Source organism: Nocardioides sp. BGA-UO-ETr-FS32 (genome assembly GCF_059567905.1).
In genome coordinates this window covers 33,251-51,606 of the sequence record NZ_JCAQOX010000016.1, presented here as the reverse complement: position 1 = coordinate 51,606, position 18,356 = coordinate 33,251, and the positions used below count along the sequence as shown (strand labels likewise).

The window sequence follows — 18,356 nt, the reverse complement described above, 5'->3', positions numbered from 1 at the left end:
GAGACCCACCCGCTCGCTGGTCGAGTAGCACGCGAGCGCAGCGAGCGGCGTATCGAGACCCCTCGACGTCCTGTTCGAAATCAGTTCTCCACAACCCCGTCTGCGCAGGTCAGAGTGTCGGTGGCCCCATCTAGAATCAACCCATGACCACCGACCTCACCGACCTCGACGCAGCCGGCCTCCTCGCCGCCGCGACCGAGGCCCAGCGAGCCGCCCGGCTCGCCGAGGTCCACACGCTCGACGTCCTCGCAGCCTGGGCCGCAGCCCACTCCACCGACCCCACCGACGGCCCCGAGGGCCACATCGCCCGCCGCGTCGGCAACGTGCTGCGCCAGCTCGGCGGCGACGGCACCCCCGGCATCCAGGACTTCAGCCTCGCCCGCAGCACCGGGGTCACCGCGACGTCCAACGCCATCGCCGACGTCCTCGACCTCCAGCACCGCCTCCCCCTTACCTGGGCCGTCTGCCGCCGGGGCGAGTGCGAGCCCTGGGTCGCCCGCCGGATCGCGAAGCTCTCCCGCCACCTGCCCCTCGCGGTGGTCGGCGTGGTCGACTCCGCGGTCTCCCGGATGATCGCCCGAGAGGCCCCCGGCCGCGTGCTGCAGGTCGCCGAGGCCAAGATCATCGAGGCCGACCCGGACCTGCACGAGGAGCGCTGCGAGGCCGAACGCTCCCGCCGCTACCTCGGCCTCGGCCGCACCGACGAGCACGGCCTGCGCACCCTCATCGCCCGCCTCGAAGCCGGCGACGCCGCAGCCGTCGACGCCGTCGTGCACCGCGTCGCCGAGATCATCGCCCCAGCCCACCCCGAAGCCGGTCCCGACGAGCTCCGCGCCCTCGCCTTCGGCTGGCTCGCCCGCCCCGCCGAGCTCTTCGCGTTGCTGCTCGAACACGCTGAGGCACCCGCTCCCACGACCGACACCGAGCCCGACGTCGAGCCGGAGCAGGCGGACGAGTCGGAACCCGAGCGGGACCAGGCGGCCCCGTCGAGGGCGTACGCGTTCCCCGCCGACCTCCTGACCGCCCTGCGCGACATCGACCTGACTCCGCTGAAGCCGAGGGCCGTGCTCCACGTCCACCTCCACGAAGCAGCGCTTGCGAGTGACGGGGTGGCCCGCGTCGAGGGGCTCGGGCCCGTCACGATGACCCGGCTCGCGGAGCTCCTGCGCCACCACACCGTGCAGGTCCAGCCCGTCAAGGACCTCTCCAACCGGGTCCGCTACACCGCCTACGAGCACCCCGAGACCCTGCGTGACCAGGTCCACCTCGTCACCGGCGGCGACTACTGGCCCTGGGCGACCTCGACCAACCGAGCAGTCGACCTCGACCACCCCACTCCCTACCAGCACCACGGCACGGGCGACGACAGTCGAGAACCGCCGCCGGGACAGACCGGCCCCCACAACTCCGGCCCACTCGGCCGACGCCACCACCGCTGGAAGACCCACGCGGGCTACCAGTCACGCCAGTGCGGCGAAGGACGCTACGTCTGGCTCACCCCACACGGCCTCGCGTTCCTCGTCGACCACACCGGCACCCGACGCGTCCACCCCGAAAAGGCCCGGATGATCCTCGAAGCACCACCCGGTGTGGACCTCTACATCGGGTAGGCGTCGACTTCGACGAGGACCGGCAAGGGGCATCGCTGGAGATGTCGGCGTCCTCAGTCACACCGAGGCGTCGGCAAGTCAGCTCAGAAGTAGCAGCGGCGGACGCGCCGAAGACTCGACACCGCTCAGCGACCGATCCGCGTGCATCGCGGCGAATACGATCACTGAGCCCCTCATCGTCTGCCTCGGCTCAGCTGTGCGGTGGCCGTGACGCATCAGGCGCATCACAGCGATCGCACTGATCGCGGCAGATCCGGATGTGCAGCGGGGTCTGCGGGACGGGCGAGACAGCCGCTTGACTCTCGCAACCCGACGAACGCCGACAACTAACTATGAGGTCGGCGCGTCTTAGCAAGGACCGTCGCACGCGACGTACCGTCACCGACACGCTGCCCACCATCATCGGGTGGCTCACCCAAGGGGGAACCGTGCTTCGACGTTCGACCACGCTTGTTGTCACCGCGCTTGTTACGGGGGCGCTGAGCGCACCGTCGTCGGCGGCTTCGGACACTGCCCAGACCTGTCAAGGCCGCCCGGCCACGATCGTCGGGACTGGCCCGGACATTCAGGGCACGCCGGGTGATGACGTCATCGTCACCGGCACCTCCCAGGTCGCCTACGCTCTCGCTGGGAACGACCTGGTGTGCGTGAGCCCGACCGCCTTGCGCGTGTACGCGGGCGACGGCGATGACGTGGTGGACGCGTCCGAGGCTGGGACACAGATTGGTGCCTTTCTAGGTGCTGGTCTCGACCGCTACCTCGGGGGACCTGGCAACAACGGTCCCGTCTCAGCCGCGCTCAATCAAAACGTGGTGTACGCGGACGGCACGGATGACACCGTGACAGACGCCGACTGGGCGATCCTGACCGTCACCGCGCCGGTGACCGGGACACCCGGCACCTACACCGGTGGCGGGATCGCCGTCTGGTCGGCCGACCATGACGTAGAGATCGACCTGGAGACCAACATGGTGACGGTCGGCGGGGTCCATGCGGTCAACCTGTCTGGCATCGACGGCGCGAGCGTAGTCGCGCCGCGCGCGGTGTTGCGAGGCAACGCCGAGGACAACCTCCTATTCGGTTTGGGATGCGATGTGCTGTTCGTCGGAAAGGGCGGAAACGACCGCCTCAGCGGTGGAGATGGGAACGAGGACGGCCCCGAGGCCCAGCTCAAATCGGAGTGCGAGGGCATGAAAGCCACGATGCGTGGTGGATCCGGCGACGACAACATCAGGGGGTGGCTGGGCCGCAACCGGCTGGTCGGGAACGCAGGCAACGACGAACTCCAAGGTCGCTCCCGATCAGACGTGCTTCTCGGTGGCAGCGGCCGCGACGACCTCAGGGGCGGCGATGGGTCGGACATGCTCCGCGGAGGCGGCGGTCGCGACACCGCCGACGGGGAGATTGGCCGCCAGGACCGCTGCGTTGCCGAACGCGAGCGTCGCTGCGAACGCTGAAGCCACGAGGGCTGACGATCGCCCTGGGCGCTCATCGGCAGATCCGAGCGGTCGCCCGAGCCAATGGCTTGTCGGAGCGGCCCACTGCGAGATGAGCCCGATCGGGCGCGAGGGGGCGAGAGAAGCCCCCTCCTTCCGGGTGGCGTGGCGACTGGGACGACCAGATCGGGGAACTAGGTGTGGGACCGGCAGGTGATGCCGGCACTCAGCCACAAGCCAGTGACACAAGAAAGGGGTGACCGATCATGATCCTGGATCTCATCGTGCTCATCATCATCGGAGCGATCATCGGTCTGCTCGGGAAGTTCGTCGCTCCGGGCGACAAGGACAACATTCCGATCTGGCTCACGATCCTCTGCGGCATCGGCGGCGTGCTGCTGGGCTACTGGATCTACTCGTTCTTCGGCGGCAACGGCTCGGGCGGCGTCGACTGGGTCCGTTGGATCGTCGCGATCCTGACTGCTGCCGTCCTGGTCGTGATCGCCTCGACCGCCACCGGTCGCAACACCGGGACCCGCTCGCGGCTCTGAGGCGAGCGAGCTGTACCACGAACGAGGCCCCGCACCTGAACAGGGCGGGGCCTCGTTGCGGCTCGCCGCGACGAGGCCCGGTCGACGTCCCTGCATCCTGCGCACGGCCTCGACAGCCGCCCGCTCACGACACCAGGACGAACGCCCCCAACGCCACCAGCCACGACGCGAACGACCCGAGCAGGAAGTACTCGGTCATCTCGTGGACCGTCTGCTGCTCGTCGCGCGAGGACAGCTCGGGGAAGCGCAGCAGGCCCTTCGCCGCCACGACCACGCTGGCCGCGGTGACCTGGCCACCGAGCGCGAGGGCCAGGATGAAGACCCGCTCGAGCGGGCCGAGCAGGCGGCCGCCCTTGAGCTGCGTCGGCGGCATCTGGCCGTCGGCGCGTGGGTTGATGGTCCCGGTGGACTTGAGGACGAGCCGGACCAGCACGTTGCCCGTGGACAGCTGGATCATGAAGGCGCCGAGCAGCAGCAGGAAGCGGTCGGCCTCCAGCCCTTCGAGCGCAGGTAGGGACACCGAGCCGAGCCAGCGCCCCAGCTGCCCACCCGACTCGGGCGCGAGCCCCGAGCACGCCACCGCCGCGAGGAGCGCGACGACGAACAGCGCGAGCGGCACGCGCGCCGGCTTGGGCCCGGGATGGCCGAAGCCCCACGTCACCGTCAGTCCCCACAGGAGGACGACGACCGCGATCACCAGCAGCGCGACCACGTCGCGACCGGAGGTGAGCCCGGCGAGCACGCCCACGACGAGCGCGGCGAGCGCGCCGACGCACTCGGGCAGGTAGCGCGTACGGCGCACCGCGTGGGTGAGGTCGGTGACGGCGAACCCGATCAGCAGGATCCCGAGCCAGCTCATCGGTCTCCTTCCGGGGCGAGCAGGTCGTGGGCCGCGACGATCGCCGCCAGCCCGTCGGCGCGCACCCGCTGTGACACCGCGGACGCGCTGATCCCCAGCGCTTCGGCGAGGTCGCGCTGGGTCTCGTGGGACAGCAGACCACGCAGCACCGACACCGAGCGCTCCGACAGGCCGCTGACCCGTTCGTCGCGCAGGACCAGGCCGGCATTCACCAGCGCGGGGTCGGCACCGCCCTCCGCGCCGTCGGCCACGACGTACGCCGTACGCAGCCACCTCTGCGCCGGCGTCTCGGCAGCCCGCTCGGCCGCGTCGATCGCCGCACGGGCGGCCCACCAGCCCGGGCCGTCCTCGATGCCCGCCTCGTCGAGCACGGTGGTCTCGCCCCAGCCGATGCCGTGGCGCACGTCGTGGGTCGGCCACAGCCGCACCCGGACGAGCAGCGTGGCGCGCACGGCCTCCCCCACGGTCGCGAACGTGCCCTGGTACTCGTCGCCCGCGGTGATCCAGAGGCCGCGTACGGGCGAGACCAGGTCGTTCACCTCGGCGAGCACGCTTCCCAGGCGCTGGTGCAGGTCGCCCCGATCCAGCGATGCTCGCGAGCCCACGAGGTCCCCGATGACGGTGGCGACGGCGGTCATCACCCCATCGTGAAGGTTATCGCTTCATTTGTCCAACATGAAGGTCATTGCTTCATCTCGTCGCGAGTGAAGTCATGTGCTTCACTCCCAGAACACCCGCTCAACCACCGCGTGCGCCCGGCGCGTCGTGCGGAGGTAGTCGTTGACCATCTGGTCCGACGAGCCCTGCGGATAGCCCAGCACCCCCGCGACCGCGGCCCGCTCCTGCGCGTCGCGCGGCAGCTGGTCGTACGGCTTGCCCCGCACGAGCGTCACGGCGTTGCGGACCCGGCTCACCAGCCGCCACGCCTCGGCGAGCGTCTCCGCGTCCTCCGCGGTGATCAGCCCGGCCGCGGCGGCCGCCTCGAGGGCCGGGAGCGTCTGCGGCGTCCGCAGCTCCACGACCCGTCCCGCGTGGCGCATCTGCAGCAGCTGCACCGTCCACTCGACGTCGGCCAACCCGCCACGGCCGAGCTTGAGGTGCGTGTGCCGGTCGGCGCCTCTGGGCAGGCGCTCGTCGTCGACGCGGGCCTTGATGCGCCGCACCTCGACCACGTCGGCGTCCGGCAGTCCGTCGACCGGGAAGCGCAGCGGGTCGATCAGCTCGGTGAACCGGGCGCGCAGGGCCTCGTCGCCGGCGACCGCGTCGGCGCGCAGCAGGGCCTGGAACTCCCACACGCTCGACCACTTCGCGTAGTAGGCGGCGTACGACTCCACCGTGCGCACCATCGGACCGTTCTTGCCCTCCGGCCTCAGGTCAGGGTCGACCTCCAGCGGCGGGTCGCTGGCGGGCAGCGACAGCAGCCGCCGCAGTTCCGAGACCACGGCCGTCGCGAAGGACGACGCGGCCTGGGCCTCGACCCCCTCGATCGGCTCGTGCACGAACATCACGTCGGCATCGCTGCCGTAGGACAGCTCGAACCCGCCGTAGCGCCCCATCGCGATCACCGCGATCCGGCTCGGCGCGGCGTCGAGGCCGCGCTGGCGGCGAACGGACTCGGTGGCGATGTCGAGCGTGGCCTGGAGGGTCGCGTCGGTGAGCCGGCTCAGGCCCTGCCCGACCAGGGCGACGTCGGTGCCGGCCACGAGCTCACCGCACGCGATGCGCAGCAGCTCGCGGCGGCGTACGGCCCGCACCGCGACGGCCGCGGCCTCGGGCGACTCGGCCCGCTCGACCAGCGCCTGCATCTCGGTGAGCACCGTCTCGGCGCTCAGCGGGACGAGCGACTCCCCCAGCATCTTCACGCCCTGCGGCTCCCGCTCCAGCAGGTCGGTGGCGTAGCGCGACGTGCCGAGGATCTGGGCGAGCCGCTGGGCCACCTCCCCCTCGTCGCGCAGCATCGTGAGGTACCACGGCGTACGCCCCAGGCTCTCGCTGATCCGGCGGAACCCGAACAGCCCGGCGTCGGGGTCGGGCGAGTCGGCGAACCACTCCAGCAGCACCGGCAGCAGGGTCCGCTGGATGTCGGAGGTGCGCGAGACCCCGCTGGTCAGTGCCTCGAGGTGGCGCAGCGCCGCCCGCGGGTCGGCGTAGCCGAGCGCGGCCAGACGCTCCTCGGCGGCCTCCAGCGACAGTCGCGCCTCGGTGCCAGCCAGCTTGGCGACGGCGCCGAGCAGCGGCCGGTAGAAGAGCTTCTCGTGGAGGCGGCGCACCTCGCGGCGGTGGTAGCGCCACTGCTTGTCGAGCTGCGCTGCCGGCTCGGCCAGGTGGCCCAGCGAGCGACCCAACCGCCGCAGGGAGGCCTCGTCCTCGGGGACGACGTGCGTACGCCGGAGCTGGTACAGCTGGATGCGGTGCTCCAGCGTGCGCAGGAAGGAGTACGCCTCGTGGAGCCGCTCGCCGTCCTCGCGACCGACGTAGCCGCCCTGGGTCAGCGCCGCGAGCGCGCTGAGGGTCGCCCCCTCCCGGAGGGAGGTGTCGGCGCGCCCGTGGACCAGCTGGAGCAGCTGCACCGCGAACTCGACGTCGCGCAGGCCGCCCGACCCGAGCTTGAGCTGGCGCTCGGCCTCGTGGGCCGGGATGTGGTCGACCACCCGGCGCCGCATCGCCTGGACGTCGGCGACGAAGCCGTCCCGCTCGGCCGCGCTCCACACCAGCGGGGCGACCATCTCGCAGTAGCGCCGGCCGAGGTCGGGATCACCGGCGACGGGTCTGGCCTTGAGCAGCGCCTGGAACTCCCAGGTCTTGGCCCACTTCTCGTAGTAGCCCTGGTGGCTGGCCAGCGTCCTGACCAGCGGCCCCTGGCTGCCCTCGGGGCGCAGGTTGGCGTCGACCGGCCAGATGGTGCCCTCGCGGGTGTGGTCGGAGCAGATCCGCATCAGCTGCGAGGCGAGCTGGGTCGCCGCCCGCAGCGCGGTGCCGTCGTCGACCTCACCGGACTCCGAGGGAGCCGGCTCGTAGACGAAGACCACGTCGACGTCGGAGATGTAGTTGAGCTCGTGCCCGCCGCACTTGCCCATCGCGATGACCGCGAGCCTCGCCGCGCGCGCGGTCTCGCCGACCCGCGCCCGGGCGATCGCCAGGGCGGCGTCGAGCGTCGCGGCGGCGAGGTCGGAGATCTCGGCGGCGGCGTCGTCGATGCCGACGTGGTGGGCGAGGTCGCGGGAGGCGAGCCGCAGCAGGATCCGGCGGTACTCCACCCGCAACGCGTCGACCGCCTCCGCGTCCGGCAGCCCCGCGACCGGCTCGGTGGCGTCGGGGTCGGCGCCGACCGCGGACAGCATCGCCTGGCGCACGGCGTACGCCGCGGGGCGTGTGGTGCCCAGCGTCGGGTCGGTCAGCTCGCGCCACTGCTCGGGGTGGCGGACGAGGTGGTGGGTGAGGGCGGTGCTGGCGCCCAGCACGCTGCACAGCCGCATGGCCGTGCCCTCGTCGTCGGCCACCTCGGCGAGCATCTCGCGGCCCGCGCCCTCGGCGTCCTCGTCGAGCACCTCGGCGAGGCGCAGCAGGCCCTCGAGGGCGGCGTCGGGGTCCGCGGTCGCGGCGAGCTTGTCGGTCAGCGGGCGGCCGGCGTCACCGAGCCGCTCGATGCCGCGCGCGGCGGCGGCGCCGTCGACGAACCCCTTGCGCACGTACGAACCGCTCGAGCTCATCGCGCCTCGTCCTCCGTGTGGGCTGCCACGAGGGCCGCGAAGCGTGCGGCCAGCGGTTGCCAGTGCGCCGCCAGCTCGGGGCCGGCCTCCTCGATGGCCGCGAGCACGGCCTGCTCGTCGAAGCCGCGCGCCACCTCGTCCTCCCGATCGGTCTCGACCCACCGCCGGATGATGCCGGCGTCGGCCTCGGGATGGGCCTGGATGCCCCACGCGCGGGGGCCGAAGCGTGCGACCTGCACCTCGCCGTCGGGCGAGCGTGCGAGCACCACGGCACCTGCGGGGAGCGTCACCACGACATCGTTGTTCCAGTGGATCGCCCGCTCGCCGCCCCGATGCCCACCGACGTGCCCACCGACCCAGTCGTCCGACGCCGCCTCCCCGGTCCAGCCGACCGGCTGGAGCCCGACGGTCTGCCCGCGCGGGTTGCGCTCGACCACGCCTCCCAGCGCGGAGGCGACGAGCTGGTGCCCGAGACAGATCCCCAGCAGCGGCGTCCCGGCCGCGACAGCCTCGCGGATGACCGCCTTGAGGGGCGTCAGCCACGGGTACGCGTCGTCGTCATTCGCCCCCATCTCGCCGCCGAGCACGAGCACCCCGTCGTACGACGTCAGCGCGGGCAGCGCGTCACCGGCGTACGGCCGGCAGACCTCCAGCACGCATCCGGCCCCGACCAGCCAGTCCCCGAACAGGGCGGGCGGGCAGGAGTCCTCGTGCTCGACGACGAGGATGCGGGGTCCCGCCATCTCAGAGGACCGGCAGCATCCGGTCGCGCTCGTAGGCGGAGACCTGGGTGCGGTACTCCTCCCACTCGGCACGCTTGTTGCGCAGGAAGAAGTCGAAGACGTGCTCGCCCAGGGTCTCGGCGAGGAGCTCGGAGTCCTCGGCGATGCCGATCGCGTCCCACAGGCTGCGGGGCAGCGGCGTGATGCCGAGGGCCTTGCGCTCGCGCTCGGTGAGCGACCAGACGTCGTCCTCGGCCTCGCGCGGCAGCTCGTAGCCCTCTTCGATGCCCTTCATGCCGGCACCCAGCACCACGGCGAACGCGAGGTAGGGGTTGCAGGCGGCGTCGATGGTGCGCAGCTCGATGCGCGTCGACTGGCCCTTGTTGGGCTTGTACATCGGGACCCGGACCATGGCGGACCGGTTGTTGTGGCCCCAGCACACGCCCGACGGGGCCTCGCCGCCGCCGAGCAGGCGCTTGTAGGAGTTGACGAACTGGTTGGTGACCACGCTGATCTCGCTGGCGTGGCGCAGGATGCCCGCGATGAACTGACGTCCGGTCTTCGACAGCTGGTACTCGGCGCCGGCCTCGAAGAAGGCGTTGCGGTCGCCCTCGAACAGCGACACGTGCGTGTGCATGCCCGAGCCCGGGTGGGTGGTGTAGGGCTTGGGCATGAAGGAGGCCCAGATGCCCTGGCCGAGGGCGACCTCCCGGATGACGGTGCGGAAGGTCATGATGTTGTCGGCCGTGGTGAGCGCGTCGGCGTAGCGCAGGTCGATCTCCTGCTGACCCGGCCCGCCCTCGTGGTGGCTGAACTCCACCGAGATGCCCATCGCCTCGAGCATCGTGATCGCCTCGCGGCGGAAGTCGGCGCCGCGCGACTGCGCGGTGTGGTCGAAGAAGCCGCTGCGGTCGACCGGCTGCGGCTCGTCGCCCTTCCCGGGCATGTCCTTGAACAGGTAGAACTCGATCTCGGGGTGCGTGTAGAAGGTGAACCCGCGGTCGGCGGCCTTGCTGAGCGTGCGCTTGAGGACGTGGCGCGGGTCGGCGTACGAGGGGCTGCCGTCGGGCATCACGATGTCGCAGAACATCCGGGCCGTCGCCGGTCCGCCGTCGTCGCCGGTGCGCCACGGCAGGATCTGGAACGTCGAGGCGTCGGGGTGGGCGAGCATGTCGGACTCGTAGACGCGGGCGAAGCCCTCGATGGCCGACCCGTCGAAGCCGATGCCCTCCTCGAAGGCGTTCTCCAGCTCGGCCGGGGCCACGCTCACGCTCTTGAGGAAGCCCAGCACGTCGGTGAACCACAGCCGGACGAACCGGACGTCACGCTCCTCGAGCGCGCGGAGTACGAAGTCCTCTTGCTTGCCCATGGCCACAGCCTAGGGGTCGGGCACGGCCGTTCCCGTCGGTGGTTGAGGTGTGAGCCGAGCGAGCCTCGAAACCCCAGGACGCATCAGCGACAGATGTTGACGTCCTGCGAGCCGAGGACGCCGCCCCAGACCTCGCGCATCGGCGCGAGCCAGCCCTGGGTCGTCGGGACGAAGGCGATGCTGCCGTCGACCCTCTTCCTCACGCCGTCCACGCGGACCTTCTCGACCGCGAGGGGGACGGTGACCTCGCTGCTGCGTACGCCCTCCCAGCAGGCGGACGCCTTCTTCTTCGTCACGGCCTCCTCGAGGGTGACGGTGTCGCCGACGCCCTCGCCGTTGTAGCGCCAGGCGACGGTCGTGGCGTAGCCGGTGTGGCCCTCCCACGGCGCGCGGACGGTGACGGACATCCCCCAGGTACGCCTGGTCGCGACGCGGAAGGTGACCCGGCCGTCGCGCACCTCCTTGGTCCGCGACTGCCAGACGTGGACGACGTCGGCGTCGAGCGTGCTGCGGGCGTTGACGAGCTGGACCTCGCAGCCCTCGCAGTCGTCGACGGTGAAGGTGAGGCTCGTACGCGCCGCCGCGCGGTCCACGACCTGCGCGTGGGCGGACGGCGCCGTGGCGGCCAGCGATCCCGCGAGCAGGGCGGCGCCCGCGATCGTCGACGTGAGCTGGGTGGTGCGGATGGTCATGTCTCTCTCCCCCTGTGGTGTCTGTCGCTGACTGGACGCACCTCGGCACGGGGAGGTTGCACCGGATCTCGCAGAGTCCCCGCTCAGGCGGGGAGTCCGTCACTTCGAGGCCTCTACAACCCCCTGCAGGTGTCGGACTTCCCCTCCAGGTGCCGTCAGGAGGCGGGCACGTCCCGCTCGATCTCGGCCAACCAGGCCGTGCCCTTGGCGTCGCTGGGCATCCGCCAGTCGCCGCGCGGGCTCATCGTCCCGCTCGGGCTCACCTTGGGACCGTTGGGCAGCGCCGAGCGCTTGAACTGGTTGGCGAAGAACCGCTTCACGAAGACCTGCAGCCAGGTGCGCACGGCCTCGAGGTCGTACGCCACCCGCGCGTCGGCGGGGAACCCGGGCGGCCACTCCCCCGCGTCGGGGTCCTTCCATGCGTGCCAGGCCAGGAAGGCGATCTTGCGCGGCCGGAAGCCGTGCCGGACCACCATCGCCAGCGTGAAGTCCTGGAGGTTGTAGGGGCCGACCGTGTCCTGCGTCGCCTGCGGCTTCTTGCCCTCCTCGGTCGGGATCAGCTCGGGCGTGATCTCCTGCTGGAGGATCTCGACCAGCACCTCGTTGGCCGCCTCCTCGAACTCCCCGTGGCTGATCACCCAGCGGATCAGGTGCTGCACGAGCGTCTTCGGCACGCCGGCGTTGACGGTGTAGTGCGACATCTGGTCGCCGACCCCGTACGTGCACCACCCGAGCGCCAGCTCGGACAGGTCGCCGGTGCCGACGACGATGCCGCCGCGCTGGTTGGCGAGGCGGAAGAGGTAGTCGTAGCGCAGACCGGCCTGGACGTTCTCGAAGGTGACGTCGTAGACCTTCTCGCCGCGGCCGTAGGGGTGGCCGAGGTCCTTCAGCATCTGCTCGGCCGCCGGCCGGATGTCGAGCTCCTCGAAGGTGACGCCGAGCGCCTCCGACAGCCGGGTGGCGTACGACTTGGTGGTCGCCCCGGTCGCGAAGCCGGGCATCGTGAAGGCGAGCACGTCGCTGCGTGGCCGGCCGAGCCGGTCCATGGCCTTGCACGCCACGATCAGCGCGTGCGTGGAGTCGAGGCCGCCGCTGACGCCGATCACGGCCTTCGGCGCGCCGATGGCGTTGAGGCGCTGCTCGAGGCCGGAGACCTGGATGTTGTAGGCCTCGTAGCAGTCGAGCTCGAGGCGCTCGGGGTCGTCGGGGACGAACGGGTAGCGGTCGACCTTGCGCCGCAGGCCGATGTCACCGCCGGGCGGCTCGAGCTCCCACTCGACCGTCCGGAACCGGTTGGTCCGCTCGTGGTGCGTGCGCCGGTTGTCGTCGAAGGAGCCCTGCCGCAGCCGCTCCTGGCGGATCAGGTCGAGGTCGACGTCGACGACCGTACGGCGCGGCCCGTCGGGGAACCGCTCGCCCTCGCCGAGCAGCGAGCCGCACTCGTAGACCAGCGTCTGGCCGTCCCAGCTGAGGTCGGTGGTCGACTCGCCCTGACCGGCCGCGGCATAGACGTACGCCGCCGCGCACCGCGCGCTCGCGCTGCGGACCAGCAGCCGACGGTCCTCGGCACGCGCGACGGTGATCGGCGAGCCGCTGAGGTTGGCGAGCACCGTCGCCCCGGCCAGCGCGGCCTCGGCGCTGGGCGGCACGGGCACCCACATGTCCTCGCAGACCTCGACGTGGAGGTCGAGGCCGGGGACGTCGAGGCAGCGGAAGACCAGGTCCGGCCCGAAGCGGACGTCCTGCCCGGCCAGCGTCACCCACTCCAACTCGCGGTCGTCACCGGGCGCGAACCAGCGACGCTCGTAGAACTCGCGGTAGTTGGGCAGGTAGGACTTCGGCGCCACCCCGAGTATCGAGCCGCGGTGCACCACGACCGCACAGTTGTAGACCCGGTTGCCCTGCACGACCGGCGCCCCCACGACGAGCACCGTCATCAGGTCGGCGCTCGCCGCGACGATCTCGGCGACGGCCTCCTCGGTCGTCGCCAGCAGGGTGTCCTGGAGGAACAGGTCGTCGACGGAGTAGCCGGTCAGGCACAGCTCGGGGAACACCGCCACCGCGACGTGGTCGTCGTGGCAGGCGCGGGCCTGCTCGATGACCTCGGCAGCGTTGGCGAGCGGATCGGCGAGGTGCACCGGCAGGGTGACGGCCGCGACGCGGGCGAAGCCCTGCGCATAGGCGGAGTAGAAGTCCACGCGCTCACTCTAGGGAACCGTCGGGACGCTCCCCACCGCCAACCGGGCGGCCTTGGGGAACCAACGGCACGCGAATCCGGGCTACGGGGGTGCTGATCGTTCCCCGAGCGGTGACATCAGTCGATCGAAACCCCATGGACCAATCCGCACGTACGGCGACACGATGCCTCCATGGCGCTCGACATCAGCACGTGCACGACCGACGAGGACTACGACGCCTGGCGGCAGGTGCGGATCGCGGTGATTCCCTACGAACGCACCCAGTCCGTCGCCGAGCTCCGCGAGCACGACACCCCCGAACGGCTGCTCGTGCTGGCCCGCGAGGACGGCGTCGTTGTGGGCTCCGGCATGGCCAATCGGGCCGAGAGCACCGGCTCGGGCAGCGTCATCCCGCGGGTCCTTCCCGAGCACCGCCGGCGCGGCGTCGGCACGGCGCTCCTGGACCGGCTGGTCGCGCACGTCGAGGAGCTGGGCTACCCGATGCTGCGCTCCGGCGCCGACGACGACGAGTCCCTCGCCTTCGCCCGGCACCACGGGTTCGAGGAGGTCAACCGCGAGGTCGAGCAGACCTTCCGGATCGACGGCCCCGTGGAGCCGACACCTCGGCCGGCCGGCATCGAGGTCGTCACCGAGCAGGACCGTCCCGGCCTGTGGGAGGCGGCGTACGAGCGCTTCGGGCTGGAGGCGCTGGCCGGCTTCGCGGTCGACACGCCCCTCGACGTCTCCCCCGAGAGCTGGGTCCGCTCCTGGCTCGGCGACCCGATGTTCCTCGCCCTCCACGACGGCGAGGTGGTCGGGTGCGCTGGCCTGGGCCTCGACCCCGACCAGCCGACCCGTGCCGAGAACGGCCTCACCGCCGTACGCGGTGACTGGCGCGGCCGCGGACTGGCCGTGCACCTCAAGCTCGTCACCCTCGCGTGGGCGGCCGACCACGGCATCAGCGAGGTCTACACCTGGACCCAGGACGGCAACGCCGCCATGCGGTCGCTCAACACGCGCCTGGGCTACGCCACGACGCGGGTCGGGATCCAGCTGTCCCGCCCCACCCGCCGCGGCTGAGCGACCCTTTACCGAGCGCCCGCCCGCCCGTAGCGTCACGCTCGTGCGCCCCACACTCCGCACCACCTCGGTGTCCCTGTCCCTCGCCGCCCTCGCCTGTGGCCTGCTCGCCGGCCTGCCGCCGTCGGTCGCCGACACCGGCGGCCGGGTGGCCGACGTGCGTACGGAGGCGCGCTCGGACCCCCGCGTTGCGACCGCCGTCCCGCGGCTGCGCGTACGCACCGTCGCCCGCGGTCTCGAGCACGCGTGGGACGTCCAGCAGGCTCCCGGCGGGCGCCTCGTCGTGTCCGAGCGCGACCGCGCCCGGCTGAGCGTCGTGCGCAAGGGCAAGCGGCGCACCCTGGCCGACCTGTCGCGGCAGATCTGGGTCTCGGGCGAGACCGGCCTGATGTCGATCGCGGTGGACCCCGACCGACGGACCCTGTGGGCGTGCCACGGTGCGTCGCCCCGCGGCAGCAACGAGGTGAGGGTGACCCGCTGGAAGGTCGACCGCAGGTGGCGCTCGCTGTCGAGGCCTCGCCTGGTCCTCGGCGGCCTGCCCGCCACGTCGGGACGCCACGGCGGCTGCCGGTTGATGCTCGACCGCGACAGCGAGGCCCTCTACGTCGGCACCGGTGATGCCGCCGTCGGCACCAACCCGCGCGACCTCGACTCGCTGGGCGGCAAGGTGCTGCGGGTGCACCGGCGCACGGGTGCCGCGATGCCCGGCAACCCGTTCGCCGACGCCGGCGGCGACCGGCGGCTCGTGTGGACGTACGGCCATCGCAACGTGCAGGGCCTGGCCCAGCGGGCGGACGGGTCAGTGTGGTCCGTCGAGCACGGCAGCTTCCGTGACGACGAGGTCAACCGCCTGGTCGCCGGGGGCGACTACGGCTGGAACCCCGTCCCGGGCTACGACGAGTCGGTGCCCATGACGGACCAGTCGCTGCCCGGCGAGCAGCAAGAGGCTGCCTGGTCGTCGGGCGAACCGACCCTCGCCACCTCCGGTGCCGCCTGGGTGAGCGGGCCGCAGTGGGGTCGGCTCGACGGCACGCTCGCGGTGGCGGCGCTGAAGGCCTCCGAGGTGCTCTTCCTACGTTTCGACGCGTCCGGCGAGCTCCGCTCGGTCACCCGCCCGCGCCGGCTGGCCGGCCTGGGCCGACTCCGGTCCGTCACCTCCACCCGCAACGGCGACCTGCTCCTCACGACCGACAACGGCGGCCGCGACCGCGTGCTGCGCGTGTCCCCTCGCTGACCCGGCTGCTGGCCGTCGTCCGACGCGGGAGGTTTGAGCGGGCGCCGGTCACGGAAGAAGACCCCCATGACGCCTCCCGCGACCGGCCCGGGTGCCCCTGATCCGCTCCAGGCCGACCCGATGCTCCGCGTGCTGCGCGAGCGGCACCCCGAGGTCGACATCGTCGTGCTGCCGCAGGGTGCGCCCGCGCGCCGGGCTCCCGAGGTCGATCCGCCGGGTCGTGACGCCCTCGCCGGAGACCTCGAGCGCGACCTCGACGACCTGCTCGAGCGGCTCGAACGGCTCGGGTCCGACGCCCCGCTCGGCTCGGTCCAGCGCGACCACCGCTGGCACACCGACGAGTGGGACCAGACCTGGTACGAGGCCGTGGCGGTGGTCGAGGACCTGGCGCCGGGCGGCAACGTCGCGCTCCTCCGGGCGACCGGCCAGGCCCTCGTCGACCTCGGCTGGCAGGCGCGACCCGTCCCCGGCGACCGGCCCCGCCTCGTCGCCCGCCGGCGCGACGGCGCCGAGGCCGCTGCCGCCGTGCGGCCCACCTCGCTCGTCCTCACGCTCCGGACCGCGAAGGTCCGCGCCGTCGAGGAGGTCACCCGATGACGCTCCAGATGTGGACCGCCACGCTCCAGAGGGCCCGTACGGCGTGGGAGGAGCAGGCCGAGGGCCTCGACGGCCCCCGCAAGAACCTCGCCCAGGCCGACCCGGCCCTCCTCGGCGATGCGGTGCAGGCCGCGGCCGACGCCTTCCTCACCACCTGGGAGCAGCGCACCGTCGCGCTGCGTGACCAGGCGTCCGGCCACGCCGACGCGCTGGCCCAGACGATGTACGACTTCCTCCTCACCGACCAGGACAGCGTGCAGGCCACCCAGCAGCTGCTGCTGTGGGAGGACCGCGGCACCACGCCCGTGCAGGCGGTGGGCCCGTGACCACGATCGCCGTCCCGGCCTGGCTCCCGACCGAGCCCGAGCTGCGGGTGACGGAAGCCTCCGGCGCCGTGCTCACGGACGTACGCGCTGCCGCGACCGCGGTCGACGACGTCGCCGACTGGGCCCGCGCCAACGGGGCGCCCACCGACTTCAGCGGCAGCGCGGCCGACGCCGCCGACCACGCCGTCACCCGCTTCGCCCGCGACACCGACGCAGTGGGCGCCGCCCTCGAGCGCGGCGCGCTCGCGATCGACGAGTTCCTCACCCAGATGCGCCAGCGCCGCACCGAGCGCGAGGAGCTGATGGAGCGTCGTCAGCGGCTCAACAGCGACCGCGAGGCACTGCTGCAGCGCATCGAGACCGCCACCGAGGACCAGGTCCCGGCCCTGCAGGCCGAGGCGGCCCAGCTGCGCGCGGCCTTCGACACCTACCACCAGGACCTCCAGGCCTGGCGCGACCGCGTCGACGCCGACGAGCAGCGCTGCGTACGCGCCCTGGCGGCCGTCGACGAGCTCGCCGAGGGCCGTACTGCCGCCGCCGACCCGTCCCGCGCCGACACCGCAGTGCTCGCCTCGGAGCTGCGCCGCCTCGGCACCGACGCCGACGCGGTCAACGCCTGGTGGAACGGCCTCTCCCAGGCCGAGCGCAACGCCCTGCTCATCAGCGACCCGGGACTCGTCGGCAACACCAACGGCGTGCCGACCGGCGACCGGGACGAGGCCAACTCCGCCGCCGTGCAGCGCGACCTCGAGTACCTCCTCGCCCGGCAGGCGGCCGGCGACACGCTGAGCTCGTCGGAGCAGCGCTGGCTCGAGAACGCCCAGTCCATCCAGGAGGCCGTCGACCAGGCGTCGTCCCCCACGTGGGCAGGCCTCGGTGTCGACGCCTTCATCATGGCCTACCAGCCGCACGCGTTCGGCGGCGACGGCATCGCCGCCGTCGCCTACGGCGACCCCGACACCGCCGACCACACGGCCGTCTACGTGCCGGGCATCATGCAGGACGGCACCCAGATCGACGAGAACGGCAGCCAGGCCCTCAACCTCTACGAGGAGACGGTCAACCAGATGGCCGCCGAGGTGCCTCCCCGCGAGGGCTCGGTGTCGACCATCGCGTGGATCGGCTACGACTCCCCCAACTTCAACCCCGAGTCGTTGGGGCCCCTGGACGTCGGCGACTCGATCGGCGACGTGTCGCACACGGTCACCGAGGCCAACGCGGCGGCGGGCGGCCTGGCGCTCTCGCAGTTCGTCGACGGCCTCAACAGCACCCACAGCAGCGGGGACCAGCCCCACCTGACGGTGATCGGCCACAGCTACGGCTCGACCACCTCGTCGTACGCCGCGGCCGGGGGCATGGACGCCGACAGTCTCGTCCTCATCGGCAGCCCGGGTGCCAGCGAGGGCGTGGACCACGTCTCCGACCTCGACATGCCGACGGGGCAGGTGTTCGTGGGTGCCGCCGACCACGACCCCGTCTCCTGGCTCGGCGGCGAGGACGGCGTGTTCCCGGGGACGTGGGACGACAGCCTCGGCCTCGGTGCCGACCCGGCCCAGCACGACTTCGGCGCGATCAACTTCGCCGTCGACAACGGCCAGGAGTTCCACGGCACCGGGTTGTTCACCACTGGCTTCATGGAGAACCACGTCAACTACTTCGACGACCCCAGCGCCACCCACGACAACGCCGCGCTCGTCAACATGGCCAACATCGTCTCGGGCAACACCGACGCCGTCGAGGACACCGGCGGTCGCACCCAGGAGGCCCACGACTACCTCTACGACTGGGTCGGCGGCGAGGTGCAGCACCACGTGGTCGACCCCGTCGTCGAGACCTACGAGGGGGTCCGCGACGGCGTGGTCGAGACGTACGAGGGGGTCCGCGACGGCGTGGTCGAGACCTACGAGGGTGTCCGCGACGGGGTCGGTGACGCGGTGGACGGCGCTCGCGACGCTTGGGACGACCTCTGGCCGGACCACTGGCCGTGAGGGCT

15 protein-coding genes are annotated in these 18,356 nt (G+C 72.1%); 8 read left to right on the top strand and 7 right to left on the bottom strand.

The features are described from left to right. Window positions 1-143 precede the first annotated feature (143 nt). The 3 genes from AC57BS_RS17935 to AC57BS_RS17925 all read left to right on the top strand — a co-directional run bounded on the left by AC57BS_RS17935 (window position 144) and on the right by AC57BS_RS17925 (window position 3,597). Entirely contained in the window at window positions 144-1,610 is a 1,467-nt protein-coding gene (locus AC57BS_RS17935; RefSeq protein WP_496412808.1) for a hypothetical protein, read from the top strand. Between the two features lie 428 nt (window positions 1,611-2,038). Next, complete coding sequence (locus AC57BS_RS17930; protein ID WP_496412807.1) at window positions 2,039-3,067, top strand: calcium-binding protein; 1,029 nt, start codon at window positions 2,039-2,041, stop codon at window positions 3,065-3,067. A 245-nt stretch (window positions 3,068-3,312) separates the two neighbouring features. After that, on the top strand, window positions 3,313-3,597 hold the full coding sequence (locus AC57BS_RS17925) for a GlsB/YeaQ/YmgE family stress response membrane protein (RefSeq protein WP_496412806.1): 285 nt from the start codon (window positions 3,313-3,315) through the stop codon (window positions 3,595-3,597). Window positions 3,598-3,721: 124 nt separating this feature from the next. Here AC57BS_RS17925 and AC57BS_RS17920 read toward each other — a convergent pair whose 3' ends face one another. The 7 genes from AC57BS_RS17920 to AC57BS_RS17890 form a co-directional block, all read right to left on the bottom strand. Then, entirely contained in the window at window positions 3,722-4,456 is a 735-nt protein-coding gene (locus tag AC57BS_RS17920) for a hypothetical protein (RefSeq protein WP_496412805.1), read from the bottom strand. Next, entirely contained in the window at window positions 4,453-5,094 is a 642-nt protein-coding gene (locus AC57BS_RS17915) for a SatD family protein (protein WP_496412804.1), read from the bottom strand. The genes AC57BS_RS17920 and AC57BS_RS17915 overlap by 4 nt, the downstream gene beginning before the upstream one ends. 81 nt (window positions 5,095-5,175) lie before the next feature. Continuing rightward, window positions 5,176-8,166 carry a bifunctional [glutamine synthetase] adenylyltransferase/[glutamine synthetase]-adenylyl-L-tyrosine phosphorylase gene (locus tag AC57BS_RS17910; protein ID WP_496412803.1) on the bottom strand — a complete coding sequence of 997 codons (2,991 nt, stop codon included), beginning with the start codon at window positions 8,164-8,166 and terminating at the stop codon, window positions 5,176-5,178. Continuing rightward, a complete protein-coding gene (locus tag AC57BS_RS17905; protein WP_496412802.1) occupies window positions 8,163-8,909 on the bottom strand; it encodes a type 1 glutamine amidotransferase in 747 nt (248 codons plus the stop codon). Before AC57BS_RS17905 ends, AC57BS_RS17910 begins: the two co-directional genes overlap by 4 nt. 1 nt (window position 8,910) lies before the next feature. Further along, entirely contained in the window at window positions 8,911-10,257 is a 1,347-nt protein-coding gene (locus tag AC57BS_RS17900) for a glutamine synthetase family protein (RefSeq protein WP_496412801.1), read from the bottom strand. An 83-nt stretch (window positions 10,258-10,340) separates the two neighbouring features. Beyond that, window positions 10,341-10,949 carry a hypothetical protein gene (locus tag AC57BS_RS17895; RefSeq protein WP_496412800.1) on the bottom strand — a complete coding sequence of 203 codons (609 nt, stop codon included), beginning with the start codon at window positions 10,947-10,949 and terminating at the stop codon, window positions 10,341-10,343. A gap of 155 nt (window positions 10,950-11,104) precedes the next feature. Next, window positions 11,105-13,147 carry an NAD(+) synthase gene (locus AC57BS_RS17890; protein ID WP_496412799.1) on the bottom strand — a complete coding sequence of 681 codons (2,043 nt, stop codon included), beginning with the start codon at window positions 13,145-13,147 and terminating at the stop codon, window positions 11,105-11,107. 171 nt (window positions 13,148-13,318) lie between these two features. On the opposite strand from AC57BS_RS17890, the gene AC57BS_RS17885 reads away from it, so the two are divergent. From AC57BS_RS17885 to AC57BS_RS17865, 5 genes are all read left to right on the top strand, one after another. Beyond that, complete coding sequence (locus AC57BS_RS17885; RefSeq protein ID WP_496412798.1) at window positions 13,319-14,206, top strand: GNAT family N-acetyltransferase; 888 nt, start codon at window positions 13,319-13,321, stop codon at window positions 14,204-14,206. A gap of 43 nt (window positions 14,207-14,249) precedes the next feature. Next, on the top strand, window positions 14,250-15,440 hold the full coding sequence (locus AC57BS_RS17880; protein WP_496412797.1) for a PQQ-dependent sugar dehydrogenase: 1,191 nt from the start codon (window positions 14,250-14,252) through the stop codon (window positions 15,438-15,440). Between the two features lie 66 nt (window positions 15,441-15,506). Next, window positions 15,507-16,037 carry a hypothetical protein gene (locus tag AC57BS_RS17875; protein WP_496412796.1) on the top strand — a complete coding sequence of 177 codons (531 nt, stop codon included), beginning with the start codon at window positions 15,507-15,509 and terminating at the stop codon, window positions 16,035-16,037. Continuing rightward, the gene (locus AC57BS_RS17870; RefSeq protein ID WP_496412795.1) at window positions 16,034-16,363 is read left to right on the top strand and encodes a hypothetical protein; all 330 of its coding nucleotides are present in this window, start codon (window positions 16,034-16,036) and stop codon (window positions 16,361-16,363) included. Before AC57BS_RS17875 ends, AC57BS_RS17870 begins: the two co-directional genes overlap by 4 nt. Beyond that, window positions 16,360-18,351 carry an alpha/beta hydrolase gene (locus tag AC57BS_RS17865; RefSeq protein WP_496412794.1) on the top strand — a complete coding sequence of 664 codons (1,992 nt, stop codon included), beginning with the start codon at window positions 16,360-16,362 and terminating at the stop codon, window positions 18,349-18,351. Before AC57BS_RS17870 ends, AC57BS_RS17865 begins: the two co-directional genes overlap by 4 nt. Window positions 18,352-18,356: the final 5 nt, after the last annotated feature.